Origin of the sequence: Bacteroides salyersiae, assembly GCF_031172035.1 — a bacterium.
Classification (GTDB): Bacteria; Bacteroidota; Bacteroidia; order Bacteroidales; family Bacteroidaceae; genus Bacteroides; species Bacteroides salyersiae.
Genome location: NZ_CP133452.1, coordinates 2,421,344 through 2,439,759 on the forward strand (window position 1 = coordinate 2,421,344; position 18,416 = coordinate 2,439,759).

Consider the following 18,416-nt stretch of genomic DNA (forward strand, 5'->3'; position numbering starts at 1 on the left):
TGATTTTTTATGATTTTGTCGCAATGTACGAATATTGCCGGATTGTAACAAAAAAGACTATGAAGAAAATAAATAAAAAAATCCCCTGACTATAACTAATCAGAGGATTTTTACTTACGCTTTTCTAATATTATTCTGCACTCATATACCAACGTGGGTCACCGGCACTATTCTTGCCATCAAAGGATGAATCTTTAATAGTAAAGTTACCGTTTTCCGGATCCGTAAATAAGTTTTCGGAAGTGTTGTTATACTCATACGTGGGTTTGAAAGCATTGCTGCCGAATACAAAGTCTGCTGTGAAATATACTCCCGAAATGGTCGGGGTAGAATTGGCTCTGACTCCTCTTGATGTAGAAGTCCATACACCTTCAGCTAAGACAGCCGTATTGGCTTTTGCAAAAATCAAGTTAGTGAGCTTTATTGTTGGAGCTATATTCTGGCAATCCAAGAAATAACGTGAAGCACCTATTACATTATAGAAAGTACAATTTTCAATTTCAATATTCGTTGTGTTAGAACTACGGAAGTCCATAACGTTATGTAACGCAGTATTGACAGTTGTATTACTCATAATAAAATTAGCTATCGAGTATGCAGCATTATTCCAATAGAAACAGGCATAATTATCAGATCCCTGATTGGTTATAACACAATTGTCTATGATCAGATTATCAATGCTAATAGAAGCATTATCTTTTAAACGTATGATAGAACGGCTATAATCATCGAATGTACAATCGGTGAAAGAAAGTGTTTCCAAGCTGGATGTGTTTCCTTCGTTAATCAAATAAGTGCTTCCTGTATTTATGAAAGCAACGTTTTCGAATGATATATAATTATGATTTCCGTCTATTTCAATCGTTTTATTCGATTTAATAGTTGGCTTTTCTCCACCGGATGCACCAAAGAATGTAACAGATAATCCATCAGGAATTACTATCGCTGCCATTTCACCGGTGGTTTCATCAAGTGTTTCCCAAACGAGCTCCATTCCGGCTTCCATAATGTAGGTTACACTACCTGCAGATGCTAATGCATTTATATCTTCTTGAGTAAGTGCGTCACCTTGGTAGAGATACTTCTTCACATTGGCGCTTGGAGTGGGATTAGTTGTAGAAACTATGCGGGTGCCACGAGGGTGGGTACCGTTATAAATAGTGAACTGATAGCTGGTAGATGCTTGTAGTTCTGTGATTTTAACAAAACCTTCTGCATTACTGAGATCAATTGTTTTTATTTCACCTAAAATAGAGTTTCCATTTTCATCTATACCGGTCACCTGTGCATATTCAAGGTGAGTCACAGCCAATGTGGCATCCCATCGTAAGGTAATGAAGTCTTCACCTTTGTCTTTGCTTCCTACGGTTTCGAAAATATTCTCACTCTTTGTTTGAAAAGAGAATTTCTCAAGATAATTCCAATGAGAGTTTCCTTTTGTTTCGGAACATCCCATGATACGGATATAGTATTTGGTGTTACTATTCAGGTCTTCAAGGGTATAAGGAGATTTCTTAATGTCTTTATTTGTTCCGTATACGATTGAATTTTCACGACATTCTTCTGTTTTACCGTATAATGAATCCGTACTTACTTCAATGATATAATAGTTGGTTCCGGGAGTAGCTTTCCAGGTAACTTCAGCAGTAGTGGTAGTGGCGCTAACACTAAAACTACCGGGACTGAACAGTCGATCGTACTGGCTGTCCGTCTCCCATTCGTTGATATCCGTACAAGATATTATTCCTGCAGTGGTCAGGAGCATAAAAGCTCCTGCCACGATTTTATTTATTATATGTTTCATCTTATTCATTAGATTTTAAATGATTAATCCGTAAATCCGTAAGAATTGTGCAGAGTTCCGTTTGATGCGGAAATTGTTGTAGAAGCGATAGGCATTAAATATCGATTCTTCACTGAAGCATTTAAGCCGCCATTTATTTTAGGAAGATAATCCAATAGATTCTTTTGAGTGGCATCTGTTAATTCTGCTCCCCAGAAAGCTTTATTTGAATATGTTTCATCGTTCTTTAATTCTTCCTGTTCTTCGGCTGTCGCATACCACTGCACTGTAGACATGTCTATGGTACCACCGTCTTCTTTATATTTGAAATATAATTTAGCCGGATATTCCGATAATTGTCTTTCATAATCAGCTTTCATTTTCTCTGTTCTGTCGTTCAAGAGATTCCAACGGATCAAGTCGTATTTACGATAGCCTTCCCCTACTAATTCCCATGCATTTTCTTGAACGATAGCATCAAAGAATACATCTTTATCGGCCGAGATGTTATTTATGTATGTTTCGGCGGCAGCTTTGTCGGCATCGCTGAATGCACGTCTGTGTACCATTTTCAAAGCTTCGCGTGCCGTAAGACCGCATTCTCCCGTTACATCTGCTCCATGGAGTTCATTCATTACTTCGGCATACATCAACAGTACATAAGGATAACGCATTTTGGTGACGTTAATTCCCGACATCCATTTTGCATTACCGGTATTGATTGCCACGGTACGCCATTCTTCACTCATTTTACGGATATCCCATTTTGCAAGATAGATTTCGAAAGGTTTGTTTCCGTCGAAGCTTTCTACCATTTTTCCATCGGTTTCTTTTAGTGTATAAGGTGCGCATGTCAAGTCACGACGTAAGTCATTGTGGTCAAATGACCAGAAATACGGGGCACATACTTTCATCTTGCCGGATGAATTACCTTTTTCGCCGTATTTAGAAGAAGCGCCATTGATACGTACTCCGACAGTATAGCCTAATTCGCCCGATCTACCCAGTCCCATTGGTATTTCAAAAATATTCTCACGATATGTTTCGTCTAATTTGAGTTTATTGACCATATCCCAATGGTTTTCAATAGATGGATTCAGTTGATGTTTACCAGAACCGATAACTATATTCAAATGTTTGAGTGCTAATTCATATAATTTCTGGCGTTCTTCAGTTCCCGGACGTTGTGTCGGATAAGCCGCATCGCTGTTAGGGGCTGTTTCATAACCAGCCTTAGCACTCTCGCGAATGGCCCATCCCGCACGTGTCAAAGCGATATTTGCTAACAAAGAGTGTGCATATCCTTTAGTGACGTGTTCTGTAGACACTGAGCCTGCCCATGACAAATGTTCGGCTGCATCTTCCAAATCGTTTATCAGGTAATCCAAAATAACATCCCGGTCTGTCTTAGCCAAGTAAGCATTACTTAAATCAGGCTTTGATGATTCCATTTTCATAGGCAAATCACCGAAGTTGCGGATTAAATCAAGATAAAGCATGGCGCGAAGAACTTGGGCTTCAGCTTTAATACGTTCTGCTTCTGTCTGTGTAGAACCACCGGCAGTGATCAGTTCACTATTGTTTATGCCGTCCACTACGATATTAGCGTATTCGATTGCACTGAACATGGCATCCCAAGCCTTGGATAAGTTGGCCCATCCTGGATTTTGATTATAGTTCATATTACCACGCTCACTGGAAGTGTTGCTTGCATCGGCACCGAAACCGTCTACTAATTCGTAATCAGAATTCAAACACCATACAAAGGCGAAATACTGTGAATAAGTCTGGTCGTTGGTTAGGCTACCATATACTTTGTTCAATACATTATTGGCATAATATATAGAGTTGAAAACAGTTTCTTCTGTTAATTCAGATGGTGAACGTTGATCTAAAAAATCGGAACATGAGGTCATCATATTTAAGGCTACACCACCAATTAATAAGGTTTTAAATATCTTTTTCATTTTAGTTTTCTGTTAATGGGTTAGAATGTAACATTGATACCACCTACGAAAGAACGGCTTTTCGGATAAGCTGCGTAATCAACTCCCGGGCACATTGCATTCTTTTTACTTGAAGTATCTACTTCCGGGTCTGCACCGCTATATTTGGTAAAGCAGAAAAGGTTATATCCGGTCAGGTAAATACGTACGTTTTCTATCCATGCTTTTTTAACGATTTGTTTAGGTAGCGTATATCCGATAGAGATATTGTTTACACGCAGGAATGAAGCATTTTCTACTGCATAATCAATCAGTTGCATGGTTGTAACAGCAGCAGGATGATACATATTGGCACCTTGGTTTAGTTCATTTAGGCGGGTGATGACATTGTCTATGCCGCCATAAGTATTGATGGTGCTATTAGATGGATTTCCTATATTCAAGCCGTTTGCCGGGTCGATCCATGTGTAACGATTGCTCAGATCGAAATCTGAATTCAAGTTATAACCAAGTGCCGAACCTGCGCGGAAAGCAGTTGCGAGTTTAGTACCATTGATGATTTTATTTCCGATGGAATAGTTGAAGAATGCTGTAAAGTCGAAGTTCTTCCAGTTACCGGAGATGCCGAAACCTCCATTGATCGGGGCGATGGTATTACCTAATTTTTGCTTAATAGGATCACCGTTCTCGTCACATTCTACTTTCAAACCGCCCGGATAATATTTACCTCCGGTTATTGTTGTTGAATTGTCTTTGATTCCATCTCGTAGCTGCCAACCGCCACTACCCCAAACTAATTCTCCGTTAGGGTTGTTAACCGCATCGTATGCCGTGTAATAACCATTGGTTTTAAATCCCCATATTTCACCGAGGCTACCTCCTTTTTCAACGCGGTAATCTTCATATTTGGATATAGTTGATCCGGACCAGTTAGAGCTTTGCCATGGGTTGTCGATGGGTAGTTCGTCAATACGGTTTTTATTCCATGCGATATTGAAGTTGAAATCGAGATTGAAGTTCTTGTTTTGTACCAATATGGCATTCATTTGCAATTCGACTCCCTTATTGGATGTTTTACCAAAGTTCTGGTATTGGTAAGAGTAACCGGTATTCGAAGGTATTTCGGTTTTCATCAATAGATCTTTTGTCGAATTCCAATAAGCATCAATGCTACCGGATATACGATTGTTTAAGAAGCCGAAATCAAAACCGAGGTTACGTGTGATGGTTGTTTCCCATTTTAGGCCCGGGTTAGAAAGTGTTGAACCATGTTCCAGCATTGAGTTGAACTTTTCATCGAAATACGGCCCCTTTGAAGTGGCTGCTGCCATGGAATATGTTGTATACATCAACCCTGATCCAATTCGGTTATTACCGGCTGTACCATACGAAAGACGGAGTTTTAAGTTGGACAACCAGTCTCTGCTGCCTTCCATGAAGTCTTCGTCCATAATACGCCATGCGACTGCTGCGGATGGAAAATATCCCCAACGGTTACCTTTGGCAAATTTTGCAGAACCATCGGCACGCATTGTTACGGTCAGTAAGTATTTATCCATCATTGTATAGTTAAGACGTCCGAAGAATGAAAGCATGTTATCTTCAGCTCCTAATGTACTTTGAACAGGATGAGTTGTGCCTGCCGCTCCCATATTGGCAAGCACTTCATCGCGTGTCATTGTAGATGGAAATGCGGTTGCTGTATTGATGTGCTGGTCTTGTCTGCTGCTTTGAACTTCATGACCTAACAAGACATTGATACGGTCGCGTCCTTCGAATAATTTGCCGTCATAAGTCACGGTATTGGCATTTCTCCAGTTTTTGTTGACTACGCGGGTCAATACTACCTGAGGCATACCATTGTCACCCAATGATGAGTTTTGTACGGCTGGCGATTCCCATACCTGGTCGGTATCTACTCTTCTCCATCCGTAACCGAATTCAGAACGGAAAGTCAGTCCTTTAATAGGAGTCCAGTCCAATCCGGCATTATAATTTTGCTTGAAATCGTATTTCTTTTTATAGGTTGCATCCAGACGTTCAAGCGGATTGTATTGTCTGGTTGTATTACTCTCATCATCATCGTCGTTTGATGAATCTATGGGGTTGATGGGGCGGAAACGTACGGAATTGGCAACGATAGAATTGGCGGCATTCGACTCATTCGTGTCGGCTCCACCACTCAGACCGTTGATTTTCGTATTTGTCAGACGAGCATTAAAGTCCAGTTTAATCCATTTGTTCAGTTTGGTATTAATTTTGGCATTAATATTATCTTTGGCAAATCCGGAGCTACGCATGATACTGTTTTCTTCATTACGGGCGTAGGAGATGGAGTATTTGGTGTCTTTCGTACCACCGCTGACACTTACATTATATTGTAATTGGTTTCCGGTATTACCAAATATCTGGTCTTGAAAATCATTTCCTTCTACGGATTTCCATATTTCAAGGTCATCATAATTACCATAAGAAGTAGATCCCATTTCATATTGATAATATGCGTAATTATACGGATCCATCGTTTTGGTCATTTTGGTTACTTGTTTCCAACCGTAAGACGCTCCGAAGTTTACTTGAGTTTTACCCTCTTTACCCGATTTGGTAGTGATTATAATAACACCGTTGGCTCCTTGTGAACCGTAAATGGCAGTTGAGGAAGCATCTTTTAGTACGTCAATGGATTGAATGTCGCTGGGAGCGATATCACTGATACTGTTTACGGGAAAACCGTCGACGATATACAACGGAGAGTTATCTTGAGAAAGAGAACCTCCACCACGTACACGGATTTTAATATCGGCATCAGGAGAACCTTCTGTTGTGGTGATACTAACACCTGCCAATTTTCCGGTTAACGCTTCAGAAGCACTGGAAACAGGAATCGATTCTAACTGTTTTGCACTGACAGAGGCTACCGAACCGGTCAAGTCTTTTTTCTGTACTGTACCATAACCGATAACAACCACTTCGTCCAACGCTTGGGTATCATCGTGTAAAGTTACATCGATTTTGGTTTGTCCTTTTAAGGCTACATCTTGTGTTTTCATACCGATATAAGATATGACAAGAGTTGCTTTGGCAGAAGTTTTTAGAGTGAAATTACCATCAAGGTCGGTAATTGTACCGTTTGTGGCATTACCTTTCTCTACGACAGATGCACCGATGATGGGTTCTCCTGTCGCGTCTTTCACATTACCGGTTATTGAAACCGTCTGCGCTGAAACGCTGAGCGATAAGGCTGCAAATAACATAAGCAGCAGGGCGCGCATGTTTTTCACTTGGTTAGACATTCTTTGCATGTTTACTTTTAGTTTATTAATATAGATTGTTTTTCTTAACCACACCCACGTTGAGTGTTAATTCATCGCTACAAAAGTATACGGATGTAAACAAGTGGATGTGCAATATTTGTTTTTACGGTAGTATTTTTTGTTTTAAGACGAAAAGTATTACTTAATCAACTGTTTACAGAACCAATTGTTGGTTATGATATCCTGCTCTTTGGTACGCCAATGTCCCGTGTCGTGGGCTATGAATAACTGTTTGGGAGCAGTGATGACATTGTAGGCCGAATAGGTTGACGTGGGAGGGCAAGTAGGGTCATTATACCCCCATGAGTAATAACCGGGAGCTTTGATGAAACGGGCAAAATTAACCACATCATAATAACGGGAAGTGGCTACCTTTTCCGGTTTATTGTTCAAATTCTGATTTTGAGGGGCGAACATGGCAGGCCAACCTCCGGCACGGCCATGAAGATAACCGGTCAGATCGCATAGAGCCGGGTAGAAAGCTACGAGTGCTTTTACACGTGTATCGAGTCCGGCGGTTACTATCGCTAACGCTCCTCCCTGGCTACCACCGATGACACCTAAATTTTCTCCGTCATATTCGGGCAGGCTGCACAGAAAATCGAGTGCACGGACACAACCTGTATAGACGCGGCGGTAGTAATAACAGTCCTTGTCATCGAGATGGTAAAAAGCATAGTTATCCAGTACACCTTTGCTTAGATTGGGATACAAATCGTCCGGTAAAGTTTGCGGGATTCCATGAATACCGATCGCAAAAGTAATCATTCCTTTTTCCGCCAATGCCATTTCTGCCGGTTGCTTTTTTACACCGGCTCCGGGTACACGCAAAACTGCGGGATACTTGCCACTTTTTTTAGGGATACAAAGGATGCCGTAGAGGTAAGTTCCTTTTTTGTAGTGTTGCAGGCGCACATGGTATACATTGGTTTCCGGAGTACATTGTTCCGGTAGGAGAGTGATAAGAGGTGCTATCGGTATAAGGGCCGTTTCTGCTTTGGCACGTTCCCAAAATTCTGTAAAATCTTTGGGGAGTGTTGTTGTCGGTTCCAGTTTGTCAGGACTAAAACCGATATTTACATAATTGGAATACACAATGCCGTCTACTTCCGTGCGGCATAGACAGGTGGTGAAACCGGGTGTTTTCATCGTTCCTGCCTTTACGGTCAGAAAACCTTTTTCCATCCGGCTCTTTCCGGTCTGTACGGGCGGCATTTTTTCAGGACCTATTTCATAGGTCAGAGGAATGTTTTTCAAGGCTACGTTTCCACGTATTACCCGGATGGTAAACGATGCTTGTTCGTTAGTGCGGTAAGTCCAATCGTCATGATCGGGAGTGATTTCGATACGGACATAGTCTTTGATGTTGCTTCTCTGAGCAGCAGATTCCGTATGATAACACAGGAGGATTAGAGAAAAAAGGAGGAGGATACGACTCTTTTTCATGGCATGTGGATTTGTTTTAAATGACGGAACAAATGTAGAGGAGTTTCTTGAGTCTATTGTGGAAATAATGTTTCTTTTAGCGTGTATATGTACCAATTATTCTACCTTAAAATGAAAAAGGAGCACTATCTTTGTCCTATCCGATAATTTGATAAGAAATAAATGAGATGAAGAAAGGAATCTGTTTATGGTTGATTGCGGGGGTCATTCAATGTGCTTCCGCGCAGAGTTTTCATTCGTTATGGAAAGATAATATGCCGAATAGTAAAGGCATTACAGTAAAAGATAGCATTGCCAACGAACGGGTATATCAGGTAGGTACACCGGGTGTATATGTGTTTGAACCGTCGATAGCCGAAAACAAAGGAACCGCTGTACTGATTATTCCCGGTGGGGGATATGCCCGCTTGGCTTATCAGATTAGCGGATGGCAGTTGGCGAAGTGGTTCAATACTTTTGGAGTGACAGCCTTTGTTCTTAATCATCGTATGCCTCAGTCGCCCGACGTAAAAGTGAGTTATCAGGCACCGTTAGAGGATGCACAACGGGCAATGAGATATATCAGATCGCACGCTGCGGATTATGGTATTGATGTGCACAAGGTAGGGGTAATGGGATGTTCGGCAGGTGGGCATCTCTCTGCTTGTCTGTCTACTTTTACTGAAGACTGGGGATGTGGAGGCGATACGCTGGACAGGGAATCTTTCCGTCCGGATTTTACGATACTTATTTCTCCGGTGATTTCAATGGGAGAAGTGGCGCATAGAGGAAGTCGGGATAACCTGTTGGGTAAGAATCCGCCGGTGAAGCTATTGCATCAATTTTCTTGTGATGAACGGGTGACGAAGCATACGCCTCCTGCTTTTATTGTTCATGCTACCAATGACGGTTCCGTTTCTTCGCTTAATAGTATTCTTTATTATACGGCGTTGAAACGTGCTGATGTGAAGAAATCTACTTTACATATCTTTCCGGAGGGAGGGCATAGTATTGCTTTGCGCAATAATCCGGGAACGACCGCTCGATGGCCTGTATTGGCGGAAGAATGGTTGCAAGAAATAGGAATGCTGGAGAAGTTTTAATCGTTTCACAATCATGAGACGCTCGTTTCACAACTGTGTGACGCTCGTCGCTCAACCGTGAGACGAGTGTCTCATGATTGTGAAACGATTAAAATGAATAAGTGTTTTAATGACAATGGATAAGAGTTTTAGCGACAGAGCAGCTTTATCTCTTCTGCATTATCTACGATATGATCCGGATGGAAACTTTCCAATTCGGTACGTGGGCGAAATCCCCAAGTAACACCGCAGGATGTCACGCCTGCATTGATTGCAGTCTGCATATCTACTCCTGAGTCTCCTACGTAGAGGGTCTCTTCTTCTTGTACTTTAGCTATTTGTAATATCTCTTTCACTATGATCGGATCCGGTTTCACCGGTATGCCTTCGCGTTGACCGAATACGGCAGTGAACTTGATATTCGGAAAGTAGTGGGCGATCAGTTTTTCCGTAGCTGCCTGATATTTATTAGAGGCAACTGCCAATTGCATACCGGCTGTTTGCAATGTTTCCAATAATTCCGTAACTCCGGGATACGGGCGGCTTTTATCCGCATTATGCTGGTCGTAATAAGGCACAAACTCTTGGCGGACACGGAGTACATTCTCTTCTGTTTTCTCTCCGTCGGGGAGCGCACGTTCAAAAAGCTTGTTGATGCCGTTGCCCACCATGAAATTATATTTATCAGGTTCATGGATGGGGTATCCCAATACTTTCAGGGCGTAGTTCGTACTATTGGCCAAATCGGCAATTGTATTTAGCAATGTTCCGTCCAAATCGAAGATAACGAGCTTTTTCATTGTTTTCTGTTTTTATAAATGTTCTGCAAATGTAGAAAAACAAATATGCCCCTGCAATAGTTTTCTTTTGCAGGGGCACGAATTTGTTGGCTGAAACTTATTAGAAAGAGTACTGTAAACTCTCTTTTAGATTATTTCTTTGTTATACGGAACCAGTCGACATCAGCCCATCCACCATCATTGGTAACTAAGGCAGGACGAGTACAGAACATTCCTACTTTGGTTCCGATCCATTTTCCTTCTTTGGCTTGGAACGGTTTACCTAACTTTTGGAACTTTTTGCCATCAAGGCTATAACTGAAATCGCACATTACCAGCAGATCGTGTCCGCCTTCACTCTTACCGAGCTTTTTGCCGTCACTGCTGAATTTTACTTTCAGGTACACCGTACTGTCTTTCAGGTCGATTGCTTCGTTTACTGTTTCCGGCGTTCCTTTATCTGCCTTTTTGCAGCTTACTTGTGAAAGTACTAATCCTTTGTCTGTATTTTCAAGGATCAGGCCGGCATAATCCATGCCCATTACTACAAGCCCGGTACGTTCGCCTTTGTATTTGGTGGTCGGTTTGAAAGTTAACTTCATAGTGGCCGTAAAGTTATCGGATGGAGTCTTTTGGAGTAAAACGTTGGCTACATCCCAAAGATTCTTATATTCTTTTACTACCGGGTAAGAGTAAAGGCGTACATAGCTGTGATCGCCTGCGTAATAAGCCCATTTCTCATTGATATTGGCATGCCATTGCCACTGCGGAGAGAGGGTATATCCATCGAATTCGTCACTTTCTTGCGGAGTACAGATAGGATAAGTTTTTCCTACATTGGGCTTTTTATATGTTAATACCGGTTCGCCACAGCCGTCTCCGTCTTTATCGATGCCGATAACGGGCCAGTCATTCACCCATTTCATCGGTTGCAAGTGTACGATGCGGCCGTATGCTCCTACATCCTGGAAGTGCATAAACCAATCTTCACCGGTCGGAGTATCAACCCATGCTCCCTGGTGAGGTCCGTTGACCGGGGTATTTCCTTGAGCTAAAACGGTTTTCCACTCATAAGGACCGTAAACATTCTTTGACCGCAGCACTACTTGCCAACCTGTAGGCACTCCGCCTGCCGGGTGAAAAATATAATAATATTCACCGCGTTTGTAGAATTTGGGGCCTTCACAGGTTTCGTGGGCTTCGTGTCCGTCGAATATGATTCTGGATTGTGTGATGGCTTTTGTTGCGTCTGAATTCAGTTCGCAGATAGAGATAACGCTTTTGAGTCCGGCACGGCTGCCTGCATAGGCATGCACGAGGTATACTTTACCGTCTTCATCCCATAAAGGGCATGTGTCGATAATACCTTTTCCCGGTTTTACGAGTACAGGCTCTGACCAGGGACCTTTCGGATCACGTGCTTTCACCATGAATGCGCCTTGATCGGGATCTCCCCAGAAGATGTAGAACTCTCCGTTATGATGACGGATGGCCGGTGCCCACACGCGATTGCCATGTTCTGGGCGTTCGGGAGTTTCGATAGGAGAGAGGGCGTAGGGAACGGCAGCACCGATGATCGTCCAGTTGACTAAGTCTTTGGAATGAAGGATCTGCAAACCGGGCAAGCAGTTGAAACTGGATGAAGTCATGTAGAAGTCGTCTCCTACGCGACAAGCATCTGGATCGGAATAATCTGCATAAAGAATCGGGTTCTTGTAGGTTCCGTTTCCTTGATCTGCAACCCAAACTTCGGACACATAGTTCTTTTGCGCCGTAGCGGAGAGGGTCATAAATAGGCAAAGGCCTAAGGTCTGTGCTAATTTTTTCATGGATTGTTTTTTATTATTAGTATGTTATCGAATTCCTGATTGCAAATATAGATGTTCCGGGTGAAACCGGAGGTGAATAATCGATTGCTTTGGTGTATTTATTGTACATTGTTGTGTAATAATTATGATAAAAAAGGCCCTGCTCATGATAGAGTAGGGCCTTCGTATAACTAACTGTATTGCTTCAACGAATATTATTCGATACAAGCTTTGGTTGTTTCTACTGAACCGTCACTCATTATTCTTTTTATGATGTTCAAACCTTTAGCGGGTTCATTCAATCTCATACCTACTACGTTGTAGTATTCGGTAGCTACCACTTCTTTGCCGGCTTCTGCAGATACAATGCCGCTGGGCGTTCCGTTCTCTTTTACAGAAAGAAGGTATAAATTAATTCCACTACTTGCTGAGTATACATAAATAGTAGTTGCCTCTCCTGTATAAATGATTTCTTTTTTAGTGATCTCCCCTGGAGTAACTTCCATTGAACCTACCTCATTGTCTTTGCTACCGGCTGTTACCATAAGACTTCTTGGATCTCCCGAACTGGAAGCATGTGTACCGATCACTGTGATCGTTGCATTGCCACTTACCGGAAATGATAATATTCTGTCGATAGGTTCACCGGTTTCTGCATCAAAACCACCTGTACCACCAAATTTCAGACGTTGGGTGAATGAATAATCTTCAAATGTTTTTTTGCTGCCGTCAATTGAGACTTTTTTTCCGGAAGATGCGTGAATTGTCAGACCATCAATGACTGTAGTTTCTGCTATATCGCCAGCAGTAAAATCACTAAAATTCCATTCTTGCGCATTGGCTGTAAATACACCGGCTACGAAAGCCATCACGAGAAGTAATTGTTTCTTCATAATAATAATTTTTAAGTTGTACAATATGTTTTTATTCTATTTTACTGCACAAAATTACGAAGCATATCCTCCCGCGATGGGTAATAATTGTCTAATAGGGTGGATAAATTGTTTTATTGCTTGATTGTAACGACAATAGGATGTTCCAGCCCTTCTTTCCACTCACGTATATAGGCAAACCATGCTTCCGGTGTTTTATAGCCGAAAGTTTCTTTCATCGAAGTAAATGTAGTATGATAAGAAAAATAGTTGTCTCCTTTGGCTGTCAGCGTATAGAGATAATTGGGTTTGTCTTTCACTTCTGCTACTACATATTTTTGAGGAATACAGGTTGCGAGCCCTACGGTTTCTTTAGCATATTTTACTGTATCGTTCACTGGCCAGTCTGTCCCCCAGCAGCCGATAAGTCCTTTATGATCAGAATAAGAAACCGATCCTTTAATGTCCTGTACACCGGTACAGAAGATTTCATTTTTGAGCGGTTCCTCGAAGAATGCTTCTATTTGTAAGTCGCGATGTCCGGCATAAAGTGTATAGCGGGTGGTCATATTCAGTTCCGAACCTTGATACTCCCAATCGGTTACTTTGATTTCTGCGATAGTGCGGACAGGTCCATAAGCAATGATACTCTCTGTCAATGTGCTTACCGGTTCTATGTGCATAGCTTTCTTGCCGTTCCAGCCTTTTAGCGCACCCACACCACAACTGCCGCTTACACGCAATACATCGTCACCGAAACCGCGTGCCAATTGTTCGTCGGTAGGATAGAACTGTGACTCTTTGATTTCAAAACCCTTATTGAATTTTCCGTAGATATCTACTGTCTGCTTATGATCGAAATAGAGACGGTAGGCCACCAGTTCCGATTCGAAAGCCGGGCCGTGATGATGCATTTGGTTGTAGATGTTGACATTGCCGGGGATGGTGACCGAATGTACCGGTACATGTTTCCCCTTTTTGTCGCTTACTAACATCTCTGCATATACTCGGGGCTCGTATTTTTTATCGCTTTTCTCCGATGACAGATTGATTTTTAGCGTTTTCTTTCCTTGAGCGGGCAGGTTGATGACAAATGCCAGTTCGTCTGCGCGGCGATCTCCGTTCAGGTCGTCGAGTTGTGAAGGGATTTCCGTATTGCCGTCCATAACGGTAGCGGATTTGATACGGAATCCGGCATTGAGTTCATTCAACTTGATAACTACGGGTTCATCGCTTTTTGCCCGGTTCCAAGGATTGCTGACTTCTACAGTAAGCGTCTTTTCATTTGCCTGTGCCAGTGTCGCTAACGGGCATGAGCAAAGGAAAAACAGGGGGATAAAAAGGTTTCTTTTCATATCTTTCTCTATTGTTTTATGATGAGTAAATATTCTTTCTTGTTTATTTCTCCGCAAATGTAATCTAAAAAAAGCAGACAGTCCTGTCAATAATGATCAAAGGACTGCCTGCTTTGCTGTTATAATATGAAAATGTGGTTTATTTGAAGTTCAGATTCGTCCCTTTGGCATCTGCCTCTTTATAGGTCTTACCGTCAACTTTGATCTTTTTAGCGTTCTTCATTTGGAGTGTATGTCCGCCTTTCTTCTTCGTTTCGATACGGATGTTTTCCAATTGCACATCTTCGGCCTGGCTGATGACGGCACCTTCAGCAGCCTCGGTAATGACTACATTCTTTACAGTTACATTCCGGATAGGCATTTCCGGCAATCCATTGAAGAACATGGCGCGTCCGGAACCTTTGCAATAAACATTCGAGATGTGAATGTCTCTGAATGCCGGAGTCTCTTCTGTCACAGGAGGAACATCGGTTTTGGTATTGGCAGCACGCTCTTCTTCAGTCTCTTCACCCGGACCTTTACCGCCGTAGAACAGGTCGAACAATAACGGTTCGTTCGGGATATTGATCATGTTGATGTTGTTGATATAAATACCTTCTACCACGCCACCACGTCCGCGAGTGCTTTTAAAGCGTAAGCCGACATCGGTTCCCATAAAGGTACAATCGGTCACATAGATGTTTTTTACACCACCGGACATTTCACTTCCTACAACGAAGCCACCGTGTCCGTGCAATACTATGTTGTTTTTGACCAATACGTTCTGGCAAGGTTCTCCACGGCGGCGGCCGTCAGCGTCTTTTCCCGACTTGATACAAATCGCATCGTCTCCGGCATCAAACAGGCTGTTGATAATCAGTGCGTTTTTACATGATTCCAAATCCAGCGCATCTCCGTTTTGAGAATACCAAGGGTTGAATACCTTTACATTGTTTACGGTAATATGTTCGCATGAAAGCGGGTGCAGACACCAACTGGGGGAGTTCTTGAATGTCACTCCTTCCAACAGCACCTTTTTACTTTTTACGATATTGAGCAGTACGGGACGGAGCCATGGACGGATTTCATTCCATTCTTCATCGGTATTGATGCCTTCGGGGACATTAAAGTCTTTACATGCCAATGCACCTTTCAGGGCGCCGGCTGTGGGATACCATATTTTCCCTGCTGAATCGGTTACCCCCCCCGATTTTACAAGTTTGCCCCATTGGGAAGCAGTCAGTTTGTCCTTTTTTACCGGTCTCCAGCTATCCCCCGCGCCATCGAATGTGCCATAACCTGTGATTGCGATATTCTCCGCATTGCGTGCCGAGATCGGCGATTGGCAACGACGGGTTTCCAAGCCTTCAAATGAAGTATTTATAATAGGATAGGCTTCGAAATCATCGGTGAAAAGAATCAGTGCATTACGCTCTGTATATAAGTTTACATTGCTCAAGAGTACGATAGGGCCGGTCAGCCACAATCCTTCTGGAATAATTACTTTTCCTCCGCCTTTGGCATTTACTGCTTTTATGGCATTGTTGATTGCTTCCGTGTTGAGAAACTTTCCATCATTTTTGGCACCGTATGCAACAATGTTCACCTCATAGTCGGGGAAAGTAGGTTGCTCTACAACGGGCATTTCGAATGGAAGATCGTTATAAATACTGTTGTCTATTAAATTTTCTTCCTGAGCGCATATTCGATTCCCGGAAAGGAAAGGCAGGCATATCGCCGTTAGCAACAGGAGTTTTTTCGTTAATGTGTTCATTTAAAATTATGTTTCTATGGATTAATACTAAAGGGTTATTTATTTCCGATAAATAAAGAGATTTATTATCCTTTGGCAGATTACTCTCCCGAGCCATCTACCGGAAGGGATAATAATGATTCATGTTAACCTAATTCTAACCTTAAATAAATATTATGAAAAAAAACTCTTAATTATCTGATGCAAATATAGACGTGAAAATTCCCTTAGATGTGTATAAACTGTTGGTTTAGGTGGATTTTTTGTCATTTTAGTCTTTTCTTTGCACACTTCTCGTGTTTTTATGCAGAAAGTTCCTATCTTTGCAACCTAATTTAACTATTTTAAAAGGTATGAGTTACAATTTGTTGAAAGGAAAAAGAGGTATTATCTTCGGTGCCCTGAACGACCAGTCTATTGCCTGGAAAGTAGCGGAGAAAGCCGTAGAAGAAGGTGCAACTATTACATTATCAAATACGCCCATGGCCATACGTATGGGTGAAGTAAATGCTCTGGCCGAGAAACTGAATTGCGAAATAATCCCTGCCGATGCTACCAATGTGGAAGATCTGGAGAATGTGTTCAAGACATCTATGGATGTATTGCATGGTCAGATCGATTTTGTTCTTCATTCGATCGGGATGTCTCCTAATGTGCGTAAGAAACGTACGTATGACGACCTTGATTACGGAATGTTGGAGAAAACATTGGATATCTCTGCTGTTTCTTTCCATAAAATGATTCAGGCTGCCAAAAAACTGAATGCGATTGCAGATTACGGATCGATTGTTGCTCTGAGTTATGTAGCCGCACAACGTACATTCTACGGTTATAACGATATGGCAGATGCCAAAGCTCTGTTGGAGTCTATTGCCCGTAGTTTTGGATATATTTACGGACGCGAGCATAGTGTACGTGTGAATACGATTTCTCAATCGCCCACATTCACTACTGCCGGGTCGGGTGTGAAGGGGATGGATAAGCTTTTCGATTTTGCAAACCGTATGTCTCCGCTGGGAAATGCTACTGCTGACGAGTGTGCCGATTATTGTATTGTGATGTTCTCTGATCTTACCCGCAAGGTAACGATGCAGAACCTCTACCACGATGGCGGTTTTTCGAGTGTCGGTATGAGTCTTCGTGCTATGGCTACTTATGAGAAAGGCCTCGACGAGTACAAAGATGAAGACGGAAACATCATTTACGGATAATAATTATGAAACTGCGGAATCCTCTTCTCCTTATTATATTATGCATGCTCGCCGTTGCCTGTCGGATGGGTACGGGAGAGAACAGGTTGTTGCATAATGAAGAGAAGGGGATTTCCGTTGTTCGGTATGATCAGTTGTTGAACGAATATGTTCGTTCCAATAGCTTTTCTGCTCTGCAAAAGATGAACATGGAATATCGTCAACCTACCAAGATTCTGATTGAAGAGGTGCTTGGGTTAGGACAAGTGAGTGACGATACCATTTCTCAGAAACTTAAGACATTTTATTCGGATACTACCTTGCTTCGTCTGATGGCCGATGTGGAGACACGTTTCCCTAATCTGGACGAAGTGGAAAAAGGCTTGACGAAAGGTTTCAAGAAATTGAAAAAAGAGGTTCCTGAGATAAAAATACCTCTTGTTTATTCGCAAGTATCCGCATTTAATGAGTCGATAGTCTTGTCCGATACGTTGTTGGGCATTAGCTTGGATAAGTACATGGGAGAAGATTATGCTTTGTACAAGCGTTTTTATTACGACTATCAGTGCCGTTCTATGCGTCCCGATCGTATTGTACCCGATTGTTTGGTGTTTTATCTGATGAGTAAGTATGTTTTTCCGTTTCAGGAAGGGACTTGCCTGCTCGATATGATGTTGCATTCGGGAAAGATAAATTATGCTGTCCAGATGCTATTAGGGTATCGCTCTCCGGGCGAAGCGATGGGATATGCAGAGAAAGAAGAAGCATGGTGCAGCGAGAATGAAAAGAATGTGTGGGAGTATATGTTGAAGAATAAACATCTCTACGTCCGCGATCCGATGATTGTGCGCAAGTATATGAAGCCGGCACCGTTTACCGCCTTCTTCGGTGAGAATGCACCGGCATTGATTGGAACCTGGATGGGGACACGCATTGTATCTTCTTATATGAAACACCATAAAGATGTCAGCTTGCAGGATTTGTTGCAGATGACCGATTATCATCATATGTTACAAGAATCCGGTTATAAATAATGTGCCAATTTAATAATGTGCCAATGTGCCAATTGGAGAATGAAAAAATGAAAGAATAAAGAAATTCACCAATTGGAAACATCAGCAAATTATTAT

General features: G+C 42.1%; 12 protein-coding genes. 3 read left to right on the forward strand and 9 right to left on the reverse strand.

The window, feature by feature from the left end:
• Positions 1-130: 130 nt before the first annotated feature.
• From RB604_RS08710 to RB604_RS08725, 4 genes are all read right to left on the reverse strand, one after another.
• Entirely contained in the window at positions 131-1,804 is a 1,674-nt protein-coding gene (locus RB604_RS08710) for a DUF5123 domain-containing protein (protein ID WP_055293590.1), read from the reverse strand.
• Between the two features lie 23 nt (positions 1,805-1,827).
• The gene (locus RB604_RS08715) at positions 1,828-3,750 is read right to left on the reverse strand and encodes a RagB/SusD family nutrient uptake outer membrane protein (RefSeq protein WP_005925451.1); all 1,923 of its coding nucleotides are present in this window, start codon (positions 3,748-3,750) and stop codon (positions 1,828-1,830) included.
• 20 nt (positions 3,751-3,770) lie between these two features.
• Positions 3,771-7,031, reverse strand: a complete 3,261-nt coding sequence (locus tag RB604_RS08720; RefSeq protein WP_005925448.1) for a SusC/RagA family TonB-linked outer membrane protein — start codon at positions 7,029-7,031, stop codon at positions 3,771-3,773.
• A gap of 150 nt (positions 7,032-7,181) precedes the next feature.
• Positions 7,182-8,489: an acetylxylan esterase gene (locus tag RB604_RS08725; protein WP_007478622.1), complete on the reverse strand. Its 1,308-nt coding sequence runs from the start codon at positions 8,487-8,489 to the stop codon at positions 7,182-7,184.
• Positions 8,490-8,656: 167 nt separating this feature from the next.
• On the opposite strand from RB604_RS08725, the gene RB604_RS08730 reads away from it, so the two are divergent.
• Positions 8,657-9,571, forward strand: a complete 915-nt coding sequence (locus RB604_RS08730; RefSeq protein ID WP_021937350.1) for an alpha/beta hydrolase — start codon at positions 8,657-8,659, stop codon at positions 9,569-9,571.
• Positions 9,572-9,699: 128 nt separating this feature from the next.
• Here RB604_RS08730 and RB604_RS08735 read toward each other — a convergent pair whose 3' ends face one another.
• The 5 genes from RB604_RS08735 to RB604_RS08755 all read right to left on the reverse strand — a co-directional run bounded on the left by RB604_RS08735 (position 9,700) and on the right by RB604_RS08755 (position 16,117).
• Positions 9,700-10,350 (reverse strand): HAD family hydrolase, encoded by a 651-nt coding sequence (locus tag RB604_RS08735; RefSeq protein WP_005925439.1) that lies wholly within the window; start codon positions 10,348-10,350, stop codon positions 9,700-9,702.
• Positions 10,351-10,481: 131 nt separating this feature from the next.
• A complete protein-coding gene (locus tag RB604_RS08740; RefSeq protein ID WP_007478618.1) occupies positions 10,482-12,158 on the reverse strand; it encodes a glycoside hydrolase family 43 protein in 1,677 nt (558 codons plus the stop codon).
• A 194-nt stretch (positions 12,159-12,352) separates the two neighbouring features.
• A complete protein-coding gene (locus RB604_RS08745) occupies positions 12,353-13,030 on the reverse strand; it encodes a hypothetical protein (RefSeq protein ID WP_055293592.1) in 678 nt (225 codons plus the stop codon).
• A 113-nt stretch (positions 13,031-13,143) separates the two neighbouring features.
• Positions 13,144-14,364 carry a DUF4861 domain-containing protein gene (locus RB604_RS08750; RefSeq protein ID WP_055293594.1) on the reverse strand — a complete coding sequence of 407 codons (1,221 nt, stop codon included), beginning with the start codon at positions 14,362-14,364 and terminating at the stop codon, positions 13,144-13,146.
• Positions 14,365-14,503: 139 nt separating this feature from the next.
• Positions 14,504-16,117: a glycoside hydrolase family 28 protein gene (locus RB604_RS08755; protein ID WP_005925427.1), complete on the reverse strand. Its 1,614-nt coding sequence runs from the start codon at positions 16,115-16,117 to the stop codon at positions 14,504-14,506.
• A gap of 332 nt (positions 16,118-16,449) precedes the next feature.
• Between RB604_RS08755 and RB604_RS08760 the strand changes: the two genes are divergently transcribed.
• Entirely contained in the window at positions 16,450-17,307 is an 858-nt protein-coding gene (locus tag RB604_RS08760; RefSeq protein WP_005925424.1) for an enoyl-ACP reductase FabI, read from the forward strand.
• A 5-nt stretch (positions 17,308-17,312) separates the two neighbouring features.
• Positions 17,313-18,320: a gliding motility lipoprotein GldB gene (gene gldB, locus RB604_RS08765; RefSeq protein WP_007478611.1), complete on the forward strand. Its 1,008-nt coding sequence runs from the start codon at positions 17,313-17,315 to the stop codon at positions 18,318-18,320.
• The last annotated feature ends 96 nt before the right edge of the window (positions 18,321-18,416 follow it).

Excerpts from the sequence above, each read along its gene's own strand:
- RB604_RS08710 (WP_055293590.1), bottom strand. The coding sequence starts at position 1,804 with ATGAAACATATAATAAATAAAATCGTGGCAGGAGCTTTTATGCTCCTG.
- RB604_RS08715 (WP_005925451.1), bottom strand. The coding sequence starts at position 3,750 with ATGAAAAAGATATTTAAAACCTTATTAATTGGTGGTGTAGCCTTAAAT.
- RB604_RS08720 (WP_005925448.1), bottom strand. The coding sequence starts at position 7,031 with ATGCAAAGAATGTCTAACCAAGTGAAAAACATGCGCGCCCTGCTGCTT.
- RB604_RS08725 (WP_007478622.1), bottom strand. The coding sequence starts at position 8,489 with ATGAAAAAGAGTCGTATCCTCCTCCTTTTTTCTCTAATCCTCCTGTGT.
- RB604_RS08730 (WP_021937350.1), top strand. The coding sequence starts at position 8,657 with ATGAAGAAAGGAATCTGTTTATGGTTGATTGCGGGGGTCATTCAATGT.
- RB604_RS08735 (WP_005925439.1), bottom strand. The coding sequence starts at position 10,350 with ATGAAAAAGCTCGTTATCTTCGATTTGGACGGAACATTGCTAAATACA.
- RB604_RS08740 (WP_007478618.1), bottom strand. The coding sequence starts at position 12,158 with ATGAAAAAATTAGCACAGACCTTAGGCCTTTGCCTATTTATGACCCTC.
- RB604_RS08745 (WP_055293592.1), bottom strand. The coding sequence starts at position 13,030 with ATGAAGAAACAATTACTTCTCGTGATGGCTTTCGTAGCCGGTGTATTT.
- RB604_RS08750 (WP_055293594.1), bottom strand. The coding sequence starts at position 14,364 with ATGAAAAGAAACCTTTTTATCCCCCTGTTTTTCCTTTGCTCATGCCCG.
- RB604_RS08755 (WP_005925427.1), bottom strand. The coding sequence starts at position 16,117 with ATGAACACATTAACGAAAAAACTCCTGTTGCTAACGGCGATATGCCTG.
- RB604_RS08760 (WP_005925424.1), top strand. The coding sequence starts at position 16,450 with ATGAGTTACAATTTGTTGAAAGGAAAAAGAGGTATTATCTTCGGTGCC.
- gldB (WP_007478611.1), top strand. The coding sequence starts at position 17,313 with ATGAAACTGCGGAATCCTCTTCTCCTTATTATATTATGCATGCTCGCC.